Here is a 14,121-nt window from a genome sequence, read left to right on the forward strand (position 1 = left end):
ATGGCCTAGCCTGACCCCATGAGTGAGGTAGACGGATCGTCCAGCGGGCCCATTCCTTCGCGCGAGGCAGACCGGTACAGCGAGAAGGACCGAGCCTGGGTGTCGGAGGCGATCCGCTTGGTCGACGCGGACGCCAACCGGTCCGCGGACACCCACATGCACGTGTTCCCGATGCCGGAGAGCACAGGTGTGGACCTGTACCTCAAGGACGAGTCCGTGCACCCGACCGGTTCGCTCAAGCACCGGCTGGCCCGCTCATTGTTCCTGTACGCCCTCTGCAACGGGTGGATCCAGGAGGGCACCACGGTGATCGAGGCGTCCAGCGGCTCCACCGCGGTCAGTGAGGCGTACTTCGCGCGCATGCTCGGGCTGCCGTTCGTCGCGGTGATGCCCGCCTCGACCAGCCCCGAGAAGGTCGAGCTGATCGAGTTCTACGGCGGCCGCTGCCACTTCGTCGAGCGCTCCGGCCAGATCTACGGCGAGGCCAAGCGGCTGGCCGAGGAGACCGGCGGCCACTACATGGACCAGTTCACCTACGCCGAGCGGGCCACCGACTGGCGCGGCAACAACAACATCGCCGAGTCGATCTTCGGCCAGCTCTCCCTGGAGCACCACCCGATCCCGGCCTGGATCGTGGTCGGCGCCGGCACCGGCGGCACCTCGGCCACCATCGGCCGCTACATCCGCTACCAGCGCCACGACACCTGCGTGGCCGTGGTGGACCCGGAGAACTCGGCCTTCTTCCCCGCGTTCGAGTCCGCCGACGGTGACTACTCCACCGGCAGCCCGTCCCGGATCGAGGGCATCGGCCGGCCGCGGGTCGAGCCGTCGTTCGTGCTCGGCGTGGTGGACCGGATGATCGCGGTCCCGGACGCGGCGTCGATCGCGGCGATGCGGTTCTGCTCGGAGGTCACCGGCCGGCTGGTCGGAGGTTCCACCGGCACCAACTTGTGGGGATCCCTGCGGCTGGCGGCGGAGATGCGGCGTACGGGCGTGCGCGGGAGCATCGTGACGCTGCTGTGCGACAGCGGCGAGCGCTACGGCAACACGTACTACGACGACGGCTGGCTGAAGCGGAACGGCCTGGACATCGCGCCGTACCTGGAGACCCTGGAGAGCTTCGCCTCGACCGGCCGCTGGCGCGAGCCCGTCCGCTAGCCGACCGTTAGCCTCCCAGCGCGAGACCGACGGCCAGGCCGATGGCGTACAGCAGTTCGGTCAGGCCGGTGTCCTTGAGCACGGGGATGAGCGCCGGCCCGACTGCGTCGCTGACGACGACCTTGACGGCCCGGAACCCCAGCGGCAGCGCGATGAGCGCCAGCAGAGCCCAGGGAGTCGCCAAGGCCGACAGCGCCGCCAAGATGAACGCCAGAGCGATCAACCCTGCGTAGAGCCGCCGCGACCGAGCAGCACCCAGTACTACGGCCAGGGTGCGCTTGCCGGTCTCGGTGTCCGTCGGGATATCGCGGAGGTTGTTGGCGACCAGCAGAGCGCAGGCGATCGACCCGATGGCGACTGCTCCGGCCACGGCCGTCCAGTGGAGCCTCTCGGCCTGCACGTAGGTGGTGCCGAGCACAGCGACCAACCCGAAGAAGAGGAAGACGCTCACTTCGCCGAGAGCGCGGTACCCGTACGGCTTCTTGCCTCCGGTGTAGAACCACGCCCCGACCAGGGAAGCGGCTCCGGCGACGAGCAGCCACCAGTTGGAGGTCGCACAGAGCACCACACCCAGTACTGCGCCCACACCGAAGCAGGCGAACGCAGCCGTCTTCACCTGCTGCGGAGTGGCGACCTTGGAGCCGACCAGGCGGAGCGGCCCGACTCGGTTCTCGTCCGTGCCGCGGATGCCGTCCGAGTAGTCGTTGGCGTAGTTCACGCCGATCTGCAGAGCCAGCGCTACGCCGAGGGCCAGCAGCGCCTTCCACCAGACGAAGCCGTCCAGGTAGGCAGCAGCACCGGTTCCGACGAGCACTGGAGCGATCGCGGCGGGCAGCGTTCGCGGACGGGCGCCTTCGATCCACTGGGCAGGGGTGGCCATGACTAACGATTCTGTCAGCCCGTCGGTAAGGGCTTGCGGGCGGCACAGGCTACGGAGCCGCCGCGGCCGCGTCGTACGCTCAGGTGGTCATGTCTACGTTGCGCCTAATCCCAGGCACCCCGGATGCCGTGCTGTCGGCGCTCACCGCCGTACTCGACGGCTCCGGTACGCCGTTCGCCCCGGTACCGGCTGATCCCGCAGCGGCCGAGCGGGTCCGGCTGGCGGTGGCTCCGGACGAACCGCTCGAGTCGGACGACTGCGCGGTGATCCTGACCACCTCGGGCTCCTCAGGTGAACCCAAGGGCGTCATGCTCTCCAGACGCGCCCTGCTCGCCTCGGCCACCGCCACGCACGACCGGCTCGGCGGACCGGGCCAGTGGCTGCTCCCGATGCAGCCGTACTTCGTGGGCGGGCTGCAGGTGCTCACGCGCTCGGTGCTCGCCGGATTCGCTCCAGTGGTGGCGGCCGACCACGCGAGCTTCGCGGAAGCGGTCGCGGCGCTGACCGGGCCGCGCAAGTACACCGCGATGGTCCCGACGCAGCTGGCTCGCTATCTTGACACCGAGCTGGACGCATTGCTCAGCTTCGACGCGATCGTGATCGGCGGCGCCTCGATGCCGGCCGACCTGAAGGCCCGCACCCGGGCCGCGGGCGTCACCGCGATCCCCGCCTACGGCATGACCGAGACCGGCAGCGGCTGCGTGTACGCCGGTGAACCGCTCGCGGGTACGTCGTTGCGCCTGGAGGACGAGCGGATCCTGATCAGCGGGCCCACGTTGTTCTCGGGCTACCGGCTGCGACCTCAACTGACCGCCGAGGTGTTCCGCGACGGCTGGTTCCGGACGCAGGACCGCGGGCGCTTCGTCGACGGCCGCCTGCAGGTGATCGGCCGGCTCGACGACGTGGTGATCTCCGGCGGCGTCAACATCACGCTCACGGCCGTGCAGGCGCGCCTGCTGGAACACCCCGGGGTCTCGGACGCGGTCGTCCTGGGAGTGCCCGACCCGGAGTGGGGCAGCCGGGTGGTCGCGTTCGTCGTCGTCGGCCAGCCCGGCGGAGGCGAACCAGAGCGCAACGAGCCGGATCGCGACGAGCCGGATCGCGACGAGCTGCGGGACTTCGTGGCCGAGGTGTTGCCGCGCACCTGGGCTCCCCAGGACGTGGTCCGGCTGGCAGCTCTGCCGATGCTTGCCTCGGGCAAGGTTGACCGGCAGGGACTGCTCGAGGGCGTCGCCCGGTGATCACGTATGCGATCGGCCTGCGGAATCGCTTCCGGGGCATCACTGTTCGCGAGGGGATGCTGTTCGAAGGTCCTGCGGGCTGGGCGGAGTGGAGCCCGTTCCTCGACTACGACGACGCCACCTGCGTGTCCTGGCTCCGGGCCGCCCGGGAGGCCGCCGTGGACGGATGGCCCGCGCCGCTGCGTTCCGCAGTACCGGTGAATTGCACCGTGCCGGCGATCGGTCCGGAGCGGGCTGCCGAGATCGTTCGGGCTTCTGGCTGTGCCACTGCCAAGGTCAAGGTGGCCGAGCCGGGACAGACGCTTGCGGACGACCTAGAGCGTGTTGAGGCTGTGCGGGATGCCCTGGGGCCCGACGGACGGCTCCGGATCGATGCGAATGGCGCCTGGTCAGTGGACGAGGCTCTGCGGAGCTTGAAGGAGCTTGCGCGGTTCGACCTGGAGTATGTGGAGCAGCCGTGCGCTTCTGTGGAGGACCTGGCCGCAGTACGTCGGCGTACTGACGTGCTGGTTGCTGCGGACGAGTCCATCCGGCGGGCGGAGGATCCCCTGCTGGTGAAGAAGCTCGAGGCCGCGGACATCGCAGTACTGAAGGTGCAGCCCATCGGAGGCGTCCGGGCGTGCCTCGAGATCGCCGAGCAGATCGGTCTGCCGGTGGTGGTGTCGTCGGCGCTCGAAACCTCAGTGGGTATCGCTGCGGGGGTAGCCCTGGCTGCGGCGTTGCCGGAGCTTCCTTATGCGTGCGGGCTTGCCACGGTGTCGATGTTCACGTCAGAGGTGGTCGCCGAACCGCTGCTTCCTGTGGACGGGTTCCTGCCGGTCAAGCGGCTCGAGCCGGACCCAGCCCTGCTTGCCGCCGCTACAGCCGACCCAGCGACCACTGCGAAATGGAATGCTCGTCTGGCCCGAGTCGAATCACTGAAAGGTAGGACCGGATGAACCCGTCCACTGCGTTCGCGACTGTGGTGGTCGACGAGCTGATCCGCTCCGGCGTCCGGGAGGCCGTACTGGCTCCGGGTTCGCGCAGCGCGCCGCTTGCGCTGGCACTGGCCGCCGCCGACCGAGAGGGACGCCTGCGCCTCCACGTGCGGATCGACGAACGTACTGCGGGGTTCCTGGCGCTCGGGCTGATCCGCGGCACCGGTCTGCCGGTACCGGTCGTCACCACCTCCGGTACTGCGGTGGCCAACCTGCACCCGGCTGTCCTCGAGGCATCGCACAGCGGGCTGCCGCTGATCGTGCTGAGCGCCGACCGTCCGCCGGAGCTGCGGGGGAGCGGAGCGAACCAGACGACCGACCAGCTCAAGGTGTTCGGCTCAGCCGTACGCCTGTTCCACGAGATCGGCACACCGAAGCGGGAGCTCGGCCAGGCGGCCTACTGGCGTTCGCTGCTTGCCCGGGCGGTCTCGACCGCAGTCGGCGCCCGTACTTCGGACCCTGGGCCGGTGCACCTCAACTGCGCACTGGTCGAACCGCTGGTCCCGACGAACGACGGCGATTGGCCGGAGTCGCTGGAAGGCCGCAGTGGCCCGTGGACGAGCGTGCACGCCACCGCCGCCCAGCCGTCGTCAATTGCGCCCGGTCCGAAGACCGTCGTGGTGGCCGGTGACGGCGCGTCCCAGGCCGCGCGGCTTGCTGCCGAGGCCGGCAACTGGCCCTTGTTCGCCGAACCTTCCAGCCGGGCCAGGACCGGGCCGGCCGTCATCTCGGCGTACCGTTTGTTGCTGGCGGCAAGTTCCTTGACGGACGAGATCGAGCGGGTGCTGGTCTTCGGCCACCCGACGCTGTCCCGGCCGGTCGCCAAACTGCTCGCGCGTCCGGACGTCGAGGTGATCGTCGTCGCCCCGACCGGGCTCTGGCCGGACGCCGGGCGCCGGGCCAGCGCGGTCGTCACCGGCCTGGAGGTCACCGCCGCGGACCAGACGGACTGGTTCAGCCGCTGGCAGCAGTTGGACGAGCAGGCGCGCCCCGCGCTCGACAAGGTGTTGTCCGACGGGCTTCCCGGTCCGGCGATCGCCGCGATCGTCGGGGAAGCGGTCGGGGCCGACGGCATGCTGGTGGTGGCCTCCTCCAACCCCGTGCGTGACCTCGACCTGGCTCCCGTCGTACCGATCCGGACAGTGGCGAACCGCGGGCTGGCCGGCATCGACGGCACCCTCTCCACGGCTGTCGGAGCTGCCCTCGCCAACGCCGGACCGACGTACGCGCTGGTCGGTGATCTGGCCTTCTTGCATGACGCCAACGGCCTGGTGATCGGTCCGGCCGAGCCCCGGCCCGACCTGCGTATCGTGGTGGTCAACGACAACGGCGGCGGCATCTTCTCCACCCTGGAACAAGGGGATTCCAGCCACGGCGACTACTTCGAGCGTGTCTTCGGCACACCTCACAACGTCGACCTGGCGGCTCTCTGCGCGGCCACCGGCACGCCGTACACCTTGGCTGAGACAGTGGACGCTCTGCGCACGGCTTTGGTCCGCACTGTCGCGGGCATCGACGTAGTGGAGGCTCGGGTCGACCGTGCCACCCACCGTGACTTGCAAGCAGAGCTGCTGCGGGCGGTCAGCCGGCTGTAGCGACCACCTTGGGCTGTGGCTGTGGCTGCAAGGTCCTGAGCCGGCCCAGCAGGGTGCCGACGACTACCAGCACCAGGGAGGTGGTCACGAGGATGGGGATCACCGCGCCGCGCAGCGACGAGTTGAGCGGCGCGGCGACGGTGAGGATGATGCTGACGCCGATCAGCGCCGTGGTCAGCTTGCGGCCGGGACGAGCGACCGCGAGGAACGGCAGGCCCCAGACGAAGTACCAGTCGTGCGCCGTAGGACCCAGCAGAACCACTGCCAGCAAGGCGATCCCGACTGCCCGGGCGGCGTTGTGGATGGACGAGCGCAGCCCTAGTACTGCGATCAGGCCGAGCGCTGTGAGGATGCCAAGCAACCGCACGATCTGAAGGGCCTGCTGGGCGGCGCCGTCCTCACCGAGCCACGCCAGTACTCCGGACGCCCCGAGGCCGATGAGGTTGGCGATCGACAGCGGCGACCTCACCAGCCCTGGTACGTCGAGGGCGCTCAGCCAGCCGGAGCCCACCCCAACCAGTTCGCCGATCGTCACCAGGGTCAGTACCGCGACAGAGCCGGCTATGGCGAGACTTGGCAGCCGCAGGCGGGCTCTGCCTGCCAGTGGGCTCATCACCGCGGCTATTGCGATTACCACGAGTCCGCCCGGTGCCTTCACCGCAGCGGCGGCCCCGGCCAGCACCGCGGCAGTGCCCCAATGGCCAGTCAGAGCCAGCGCAAACGCAGAACAAGCAAGGCCCAGCATCAGTACGTCGTTGTGCGCCGCGCCGAGGCCGTGCGTGATCAGCACGGGGTTGGCAACGACCAACCAGGTCGCGACCGTCGGGTCCACCCTGCAGGCAGTGGCCAGTCGCGGGACAGCCCAGGCGATCAGCACGATCCCCAGCACGGCTAGAGCGCGGTGCGCCAGCATCAGCACGTACGGGTCAAGGGTCAGCCGCGCCGCGAGCCCGCCGTACGCGAGCGGCAGGGGCCCGTACGGCGCTGGGGTGCTCATCCACATCGGGTCGACTGCTTCGATCACGTGACCCGACAGCACGCCCGGGCCCACGCTGTACGGGTCGTAGCCCTTGGCGACCAGAGCACCTTGGGCGGCGTAGCTCCACGCGTCGCGGCTGAACAGCGGCGGCATCAGCAGCAGCGGCGCGCTCCACCAGGCCGCCAACGGGACCAGCCGATGCCGAACCCCAGCTAGAACCTCCCGGCCGACCGACAGCCAGGCCCACACCATCAGCCCGAGCCCGGCGACCATCAAGGTCAGCCCGGTCATCCGCCCCGGCAAGGTGGCCCGCAGGTCACTGGCGATCGGCAGCGACGCCACCCACGACGACTCCGGCACCACCGACGTCACCAGGCTCGCAGCGGCCACGACACACGACCCGACGACCCCACGCACAAACGCCGACGGCACCCGCATGCGGCCGACGCTAATCCCGCTCGGCGTCTCCCCGATGAACAACGTCTTGCGTCCGAAGAACCTGAGGCTCACGGTTCTTCGGACGCAAGAGGTGTGGCTAGGCGGACTCCTTGCGGAAGGTTCGGGCGCCTACGGCCAGTCCGATCACAGTCAGGAGGACTACCCAGAAGAGGCCCCAGAGCGAGGCACTGCTGCCGATGTCGCCGCGGAAGAGGGCGCGGACGCCGTTCACCACGTGCTTCAGCGGACTGATGTCGGACAGGCGCTGCAGCCAGGTCGGGCCGATCTGCATCGGCAGCAGGATGCCCGAGAGCAGCAGCAACGGCATGGCGATCCCGTTCAGCAGCGGGGCCAGGGCGTCCTCGCTCTTGGTGATCAGGGCGACCGAGTACGACAGCGAGGCGAAGGTAGCGCCGAGCAGGGCCACGATCACCAGGGACAGGAGTACGCCGTCCCACGGTGCGCGCAGGCCCATCGGGATCGACACCACCAGCAGCAGGATCGACTGGACCACCAGGACCACGACGTCCCGCAGTACGCGTCCTGCCATCAGGGCGATCCGGGACGCGGGCGTGACGCGGTCGGCCTCGATCACGCCGGCCCGGTACTCCGCGATCAGGCCGAAGCCGACGAACATCGCGCCGAACATGCCGAGCTGCACGATGAGGCCCGGGATGAACACCTGGTAGGCGTTGGTGGTCGCGCCCTGGCTGATCTGCGCAGTGATCGGCTTCAGCAGCGGGCCGAACAGGAACAGGTACATCAGCGGCTGGCTGAGCATCAGGATCGACCACATCGGATTGCGCAGCGACAATCGCATCGCGCGGTTGAAGACGATCCAGGTCTCTCGCAGTACCGATCCTGGGCGGTGGGTCGGGGTCAGAGTCTGCACGGTCATGCCGCCGCCTCCTTCTGGGCCTCGGCCGGCGTCTCGCTGTCGTCGCGCAGGGAGCGCCCGGTCATGGTCAGGAACACGTCGTCGAGCGTCGGCCGGTGCACCTCGACGCCGTTCAGCTCGATGCCCTGGGCATCGATCGTCCGGAGCAGCGACGGCAGCACCGAACCACCCTTCGGGATCCGGAACCCGACCACGTCTCCATCGGTCTCGACGGCGACCGCGCCCGGCAGTTCCTCGACGATCTTGGTCACCGCCGGCGCGTTCTCCGCGTCCCCCAGGCTGAGCCGGACACCGTCGCCGGAGACCTGCTGCTTCAGCTCCTCCGGCTTGCCCGCGGCCACGATCCTGCCGTGGTCGATGACCAGGATCCGGTCGCACAGCGCGTCCGCCTCGTCCAGGTAGTGGGTGGTGAGGAAGATCGTCGCGCCGCGCTCGCGGAGACCGCGGATGTGCTCCCACAGGTTCGCCCGGGCCTGCGGGTCGAGACCGGTGGTCGGCTCGTCCAGGAAGATCAGCTTGGGGTCGTGGATCAGCCCCATCACGATGTCCAGCCGGCGCCGCTGACCGCCCGACAGGGTCTTGCACTGCCGCCGCCAGAGGCCCGGCAGGTCGAGCTCCTCGAACAACCGCCGGCCGTCGGCGATCGCCCTCTTCTTGTCCACGCCGTACAGCCGGGCGTGGTCGACGACCTCGTCCCCGGCGATCGCCTCGGGCAGCGTGGAACCGCTCTGCGGCACGTACCCGATCCGGCGGCGGACGCCGACCGGGTCCTTCGCCAGGTCGCACCCCGCGACGGTGGCGGTGCCGCTGGTCGGCTTGATCAGGGTCGCCAGCATCCGCATCGTGGTCGTCTTGCCGGCCCCGTTCGGGCCGAGGAAGCCGACGATCTCACCGTCGGCCACGTTAAGGTCTACCCCCTGCACGGCCTGCACCGGCCCGCGCTTGGTCTTGAAGGTGCGGACAAGCCCGCGAGCTTCGATCATCATGCTCGCAAGTCTGAGTGATCAACTTTGACTAGTCAACATTGATTAAACCCTGAACGGCCCCTGAGCGCCGGTGGCCGGTGCGGTTGTGGGGACCTGGGACACCTCGTGGGGACCGGGCACAGGCTATTTCGTGTCCGGGGTCCCGGTTTGGTGTCCGAGGTCCCACTTTGTGCTCCGGGTGAGCGTCCGGCGCGCTTGGCTCGGCTCATCTCCTGGTGAACAAAGTGCCGGTTTCCGGTGGATACTCCGCCCCCTGAAGACCGACTGGTGTCCGAGGTCCACTTTGTGCACCGGGTGAGCGTCTGGGGCGCTGGGCTCTGCTCGTCTGGTGCACAAAGTGCTGAGGTGGTGGGTGACGCACGCCGGCCCGACTAGCACGATCACGCAGCCCGGGGGCGCAACCACCTGCGCCCATGCCAGTGGCAATCGCCCGCGCTTGCGCCGGTGGCAGCAGCTTGGGCGATGCGGTGGCGGTACATCTCCGACTGTGCTCGCGTGCCTGGACGCAGGCTTGGGTGACTGTGGAGGCAGCGTCTGGGGGCGGTCAGTCCGGGGGGTTGGGGATTACGTTCCAGAAGGAGGTGGTGCCGGGGGCGGGTTGCCAGGTGGGGGGTTCGCCGGCGAAGGAGTAGGCGCCTTCGGTGACTCGGGTGTGGAAGGCCTGGGTCCACTCGAGCTCGCCTTTGTCGCGGGCGGCGCTGATGCGGAACATCTCGACGACGTGGTCCGGGGTGCTCGGGTCCTCGACGATCTGCCGCTCCGAGAACGGCTCCGCCTTCATCCGCTGCTCCAGTTGCACGATGCGCGACTCCAGCGCCGCGACGACCTCGTCACGCCGCAGCGACCACAGGAAGCTGAGAGCGGCCTGCATCTGGTCCGGCCGGAAGCCGTCCACGCTCCACAGCGCCTTCCGCAACAGCGTGAAGTACTCGCTCTCCCCGTCCGCGGTCAGCTTGTACGACGTACGCCCCGGCTTGCGTCCGGCGCCTTCCTCCAACTCCTCCAGGAAGCCGTGCTTGGCCAGCGTGCGGAGTCCCGTGTAGATGGAGCCGGGGTTGATGTTCGCCCAGTGCTGCACTTCCCACGTGATCAGCTCGCGGCGCAGCTGGTAGCCGTACGCCGGCTGGAAGATCCGCACGACCCCGAGCAGCAACAACCGCGTGGTGGACATGTTCGCAGTGTAAATCCGGGCGACGCAACAAGCTCGGAGGCGTACTCTCCGGGGGCATGGACGTGCGTGTGACGAGCGACCCGCAGGCCTTCGAGCAGACCGTGTTCCCTTTCCTGCAACAGGATCCGGTCCTGCACACGATCATCATGAGCAACGTCCACGAGCGCGCGAACGGGACCGCCCGCGCCGAGGACGAGCCGTCGTACTTCGTCTCTGTCCACGACGGCGACGTGGCCGGCGTGGCGATGCGGACCCCGGGCCGGGCGGTGTACCTCGGCGCGCTGCGGGAGGACTTGGGGGAGGTGATTGCCGATGCGTACGCCGACGTACTGCCGGAGCTGAGCGGTGTCGCGGGTGATCGGCCGGCCGCCCAGCGATTCGCGGCGCGGTGGTGCGAGCGACGCGGTGGTCAGGCGACCGAGACGAAGGGGACCCGGCTGCACAAGCTGGGCGAACTCACGCCGCTGTCGGCGGACGGGGGCAGTCCGCGGCCGATGCGCGCGGACGAGGTCGACCTGGTCAGCAGTTGGGGGATCGACGGGTTCGCGGAGGAGTTGGGGTCCGGCTACCGGGAGTGGGTAGAGCGGCAGCTGCGGCAGCAGACCATGTGGATCTGGGCGGCGGACGGTGAGCCGGTGAGCATGGTCGGCTACCACCTACCGCTGTTCGGGGTCTGCCGGGTCGGGCCGGTCTACACCCCACCCGAGCGGCGGCGGCACGGGTACGCCGGAGCCCTGACCAGTCACGTCTCCGCCGAGATCCTTGCGCAGGGCAACCAAGCCTGCCTCTACACCGACCTCGCCAATCCGACCTCGAACAAGATCTACCACGAGGCCGGCTACCGCCCGGTGGCCGACTTCGTCGACGTGGAGTTCACCGCATGATCGTCCGCACGGTCCTGAGTACGGCGTTGCGCGGTATCGACCTGGGCAGTCTGCCGACCGGGCTCGTGCCCGGTCGGCAGACCGCCGCCGGCTGGAGCACCGGCGGTTCATGGTCAGCCGATGTCGATCATCAGGCGTGCGGATGGAGTCCGTGGCGTGAGGTGATGCCGAGCTTGGTGTAGACGTTGCCGAGGTGGTACTCGACGGTGCGTGGGCTGAGGAACAGCCGGCTGCCGATCTCGGGGTTGGAGAATCCGTCGCCGGCCAGGCGGGCGATCTGGCTCTCGCGGGCGGTGAGTTGGGTGGTGGTGGCCGGAGTGCGTTTGCGGGCGGTTTCGCCGGTGGCGAGGAGTTCCCGGCGGGCGCGTTCGGCGAAGGCTTCGGCTCCGATCTCGGTGAACAGGTCGTGGGCGGTGTGGAGTTGTTCGCGGGCGTCGTGGCGGCGGCGGCGCCGGCGGAGCCATTCGCCGTACAGGAGGAAGGCACGGGCGAGTTCGGTGCGGACCCGGGTCGTGGCGAGTCGGTCGATCGCTTCACGGTAGAGAGGTTCGGCGGTACGGTCGTCGCTGACCAGCGCGCGTGAGCGGGCCTCGATCCCGAGTGCCCAGTCGGTACTGCTCGCGCTGGTCATCGCGGTGATCCAGCCCAGGGTTTCTTTCGCCGCCTCGATCTTCCCGCTGCGCACGGCCGCCTCGACGAACTCGGTCGCGGCCCAGTTCACCGCGCCCGGGGTCCGCGCCACGGGGGCGTTCACCTGGCCGAGTGCGCGGTGCGCAGCCGCCATCGCCTCGCGGTAGCGGCCGAGGCCGTTGTTGAGCACCGCGTTCGCCCGTTCGGCGACGACGACCCCGATGCCCTCGCCCCGGTGGGTGGCGTCCGCGATGGTGGCTTCGATCCGGGTGGACACCTCAGCGCGCTCACCGCGCAGAGCGGCAACGGCGAGTGCGCCGTACGGCGCCGGGTTGCTTCCGGTCGCCTCGGTCACGGTCTGGATCTCGTCGACGAGTGCTGCCGCGGCGCCGAGATCGCCGCCGAACAGCAACAGGTAGACGCGCATGCTGAGCGCGAGCGGTAGCTCACTCAAGGCGCCGGTCGTGCGGGCGAGCTCGAGGTACCGGGCGGACAGACCGTCCCAGCACTCGTCGGCCCACAAATGCAGGGCCGCGACGCAGGCCAGCCACGACCAGCGCAGCTCCTCCGCCGCAGACATGTCTTCGCCGTACGAGGTTACTGCTCGCCGCAACAGCGGTACGCCGGCCGCGTAGCCCTCGGTGAAGTTGGCGGCCAGGCCGGCCAGGAGGAGATCCGGCGAGGTAGGCGCATGCGGCCGGGGCGTCGTACTGGCAGCGCGCGCCACGGCCAGCGAGTTGCCATCCGGACCGGCCAGCCGGTCCGCGAACATGGCAGCCGTCAGCGCGTCCAGGTACGTCTCCCGGGACAGCGCGGTGTCGATCGGCTCGAGGCGCTTCGCGGCCTTGAGCAGCAGCGGCGCGGCGTCTCGGCCCCGGTTGGTGGCGAAGGCGACCTGCGCGCGCAGGAGGTCGACGCGAGCCAGTTGCAGTTCGCTGAGCGGCCCGGCTTCGGCCATCACCAACAGGTCCAGCGCCGCATCGAACGCCCCGGCCCGGCTCTTGGTCTGCGCCGCCGCCAGTGCCCGGGTGGCCCGCTGCGCCGGATCGAGGGTCAGCCTTGCGGAGCGTTCGAGGAATGCGGCTGCCGCGGCCAGGCCGCCGCGAGCCTGGGCGCGGTCGGCGGACTGTTCCAGTTCCGCGGCGACGGTGTCGTCGGGGCCACTCGCCGCATGGGCGAGGTGCCAGGCGCGGCGGTCGGCGTCGCGGGCCGGATCGGTGACCTCGGCCAGTGCGCGGTGCGCCTCCCAGCGTTCCTCGAGCGTCGCCGCGCGATGGATCGCCGAGCGCACCAGCGGATGCCGGAAGGTGATCCGCTCGTGGAACCGCACCAGGCCGGCGAACTCCGCTGGATCGATTGTGTCGATGGCGATGCCGAGTCGTTGCGCGGCACGACGTACCAGGGCCGCGTCCCCGACCGGTTCGACCGCGGCGACAAGGAGCAGCCGGCGGATGTCGGACGGCAACGGTGCGAGTCGGCGCTGGAAAGTGACTTCGATCCGATGGGTGAGTTGCTGTGCGTCGGGCAAGCCGAAGCCACCGGCGAGTTCGGCGTAGCTGAGGTCCTGGGGTAGTTCCAGAAGTGCGAGTGGGTTTCCGCGAGTCTCGGCGAGGATGCGGTCGCGGACCCGCTCGTCGATGGGTCCGGGGATCGCCGCGCCGAGTAGCTCTCGTGCGTGTTGTGGCGGGAGGCCGCCGAGGTCGAGCCGGGGCATGCCGGAGAAGGGCCCGTCGTCGGCCGAGTCGCGGAGGGCGAAGACCAGGGCGACGGATTCGGCCATCAACCGGCGGGCCACGAACGTGAGAGTTCGTGCGGAGGTGTCGTCGAGCCATTGCGCGTCGTCGACGGCGCAGAGCAGTGGCTCTTCGGCCGCGGCGTCGGCCACCAGACTGAGGACGGCCAGGCCGACCAGGAAGCGATCCGGTGGCGGACCGGTCCGAAGGCCGAAGGCGGTGCCGAGCGCGTCACGTTGTGGGGACGGAATCCGGTCGAGCCGGTGCAGCAGTGGTGAGCACAGCTGGTGCAGGCCCGCGAAAGCGAGTTCGGCTTCGGCCTGTACGCCCGCCGCGCGGATGACCCGGCAGCCGGACGCCTCGGTCACCAGGTACTCGAGCAACGCCGACTTGCCGATCCCCGCCTCCCCGCGGATCACCAGGGCCTGGCTCAGGCCGCTGCGGACGTGATCGAGGAGCTCGTCGAGCTGCCGGCGCTCGGCGAACCGATCAACCAGCCGATCAACCAGCATGGTCTGAAACTAACCCGGTTCGATCTCCGGGACCAGGCT

General features: G+C 69.6%; 11 protein-coding genes. 5 read left to right on the plus strand and 6 right to left on the minus strand.

Annotated features, from left to right (window positions below):
- The first annotated feature begins 18 nt into the window (after positions 1-18).
- Positions 19-1,158 carry a PLP-dependent cysteine synthase family protein gene (locus EV648_RS02675; protein ID WP_255512778.1) on the plus strand — a complete coding sequence of 380 codons (1,140 nt, stop codon included), beginning with the start codon at positions 19-21 and terminating at the stop codon, positions 1,156-1,158.
- A 7-nt stretch (positions 1,159-1,165) separates the two neighbouring features.
- Here the strand turns inward: EV648_RS02675 and EV648_RS02680 are convergent, their stop codons facing one another.
- A complete protein-coding gene (locus EV648_RS02680; protein WP_132284620.1) occupies positions 1,166-2,038 on the minus strand; it encodes a 1,4-dihydroxy-2-naphthoate polyprenyltransferase in 873 nt (290 codons plus the stop codon).
- 89 nt (positions 2,039-2,127) lie between these two features.
- Between EV648_RS02680 and EV648_RS02685 the strand changes: the two genes are divergently transcribed.
- Genes EV648_RS02685 through menD form a run of 3 tightly spaced genes read left to right on the plus strand, consistent with a single transcriptional unit; the run spans position 2,128 to position 5,851 of the window.
- On the plus strand, positions 2,128-3,279 hold the full coding sequence (locus tag EV648_RS02685) for an AMP-binding protein (RefSeq protein ID WP_132284622.1): 1,152 nt from the start codon (positions 2,128-2,130) through the stop codon (positions 3,277-3,279).
- Entirely contained in the window at positions 3,276-4,217 is a 942-nt protein-coding gene (locus EV648_RS02690; protein WP_132284624.1) for an o-succinylbenzoate synthase, read from the plus strand. The genes EV648_RS02685 and EV648_RS02690 overlap by 4 nt, the downstream gene beginning before the upstream one ends.
- Positions 4,214-5,851, plus strand: a complete 1,638-nt coding sequence (gene menD, locus EV648_RS02695) for a 2-succinyl-5-enolpyruvyl-6-hydroxy-3-cyclohexene-1-carboxylic-acid synthase (RefSeq protein ID WP_132284626.1) — start codon at positions 4,214-4,216, stop codon at positions 5,849-5,851. The genes EV648_RS02690 and menD overlap by 4 nt, the downstream gene beginning before the upstream one ends.
- On the opposite strand, the gene mptB is transcribed toward menD, so the two are convergent.
- The 4 genes from mptB to EV648_RS02715 form a co-directional block, all read right to left on the minus strand.
- Complete coding sequence (mptB, locus tag EV648_RS02700; protein ID WP_199234394.1) at positions 5,838-7,268, minus strand: polyprenol phosphomannose-dependent alpha 1,6 mannosyltransferase MptB; 1,431 nt, start codon at positions 7,266-7,268, stop codon at positions 5,838-5,840. The genes menD and mptB overlap by 14 nt on opposite strands.
- 97 nt (positions 7,269-7,365) lie before the next feature.
- On the minus strand, positions 7,366-8,166 hold the full coding sequence (locus EV648_RS02705; protein ID WP_132284628.1) for an ABC transporter permease: 801 nt from the start codon (positions 8,164-8,166) through the stop codon (positions 7,366-7,368).
- Positions 8,163-9,152, minus strand: a complete 990-nt coding sequence (locus EV648_RS02710; protein ID WP_132284630.1) for an ATP-binding cassette domain-containing protein — start codon at positions 9,150-9,152, stop codon at positions 8,163-8,165. The genes EV648_RS02705 and EV648_RS02710 overlap by 4 nt, the downstream gene beginning before the upstream one ends.
- Positions 9,153-9,696: 544 nt before the next feature.
- The gene (locus EV648_RS02715) at positions 9,697-10,323 is read right to left on the minus strand and encodes a PadR family transcriptional regulator (protein ID WP_132284632.1); all 627 of its coding nucleotides are present in this window, start codon (positions 10,321-10,323) and stop codon (positions 9,697-9,699) included.
- 56 nt (positions 10,324-10,379) lie between these two features.
- Between EV648_RS02715 and EV648_RS02720 the strand changes: the two genes are divergently transcribed.
- On the plus strand, positions 10,380-11,207 hold the full coding sequence (locus tag EV648_RS02720) for a GNAT family N-acetyltransferase (RefSeq protein WP_132284634.1): 828 nt from the start codon (positions 10,380-10,382) through the stop codon (positions 11,205-11,207).
- A gap of 130 nt (positions 11,208-11,337) precedes the next feature.
- Here the strand turns inward: EV648_RS02720 and EV648_RS02725 are convergent, their stop codons facing one another.
- On the minus strand, positions 11,338-14,082 hold the full coding sequence (locus EV648_RS02725; RefSeq protein WP_132284636.1) for a LuxR family transcriptional regulator: 2,745 nt from the start codon (positions 14,080-14,082) through the stop codon (positions 11,338-11,340).
- Between the last annotated feature and the right edge of the window lie 39 nt (positions 14,083-14,121).

Origin of the sequence: Kribbella sp. VKM Ac-2568, from assembly GCF_004345365.1 — a bacterium.
In the GTDB taxonomy this organism is placed as follows: domain Bacteria; phylum Actinomycetota; class Actinomycetes; order Propionibacteriales; family Kribbellaceae; genus Kribbella; species Kribbella orskensis.

Coding starts and splice junctions, on each gene's coding strand:
- EV648_RS02675 (WP_255512778.1), top strand. CDS start 19: ATGAGTGAGGTAGACGGATCGTCCAGCGGGCCCATTCCTTCGCGCGAG.
- EV648_RS02680 (WP_132284620.1), bottom strand. CDS start 2,038: ATGGCCACCCCTGCCCAGTGGATCGAAGGCGCCCGTCCGCGAACGCTG.
- EV648_RS02685 (WP_132284622.1), top strand. CDS start 2,128: ATGTCTACGTTGCGCCTAATCCCAGGCACCCCGGATGCCGTGCTGTCG.
- menD (WP_132284626.1), top strand. CDS start 4,214: ATGAACCCGTCCACTGCGTTCGCGACTGTGGTGGTCGACGAGCTGATC.
- mptB (WP_199234394.1), bottom strand. CDS start 7,268: ATGCGGGTGCCGTCGGCGTTTGTGCGTGGGGTCGTCGGGTCGTGTGTC.
- EV648_RS02705 (WP_132284628.1), bottom strand. CDS start 8,166: ATGACCGTGCAGACTCTGACCCCGACCCACCGCCCAGGATCGGTACTG.
- EV648_RS02710 (WP_132284630.1), bottom strand. CDS start 9,152: ATGATGATCGAAGCTCGCGGGCTTGTCCGCACCTTCAAGACCAAGCGC.
- EV648_RS02715 (WP_132284632.1), bottom strand. CDS start 10,323: ATGTCCACCACGCGGTTGTTGCTGCTCGGGGTCGTGCGGATCTTCCAG.
- EV648_RS02720 (WP_132284634.1), top strand. CDS start 10,380: ATGGACGTGCGTGTGACGAGCGACCCGCAGGCCTTCGAGCAGACCGTG.
- EV648_RS02725 (WP_132284636.1), bottom strand. CDS start 14,082: ATGCTGGTTGATCGGCTGGTTGATCGGTTCGCCGAGCGCCGGCAGCTC.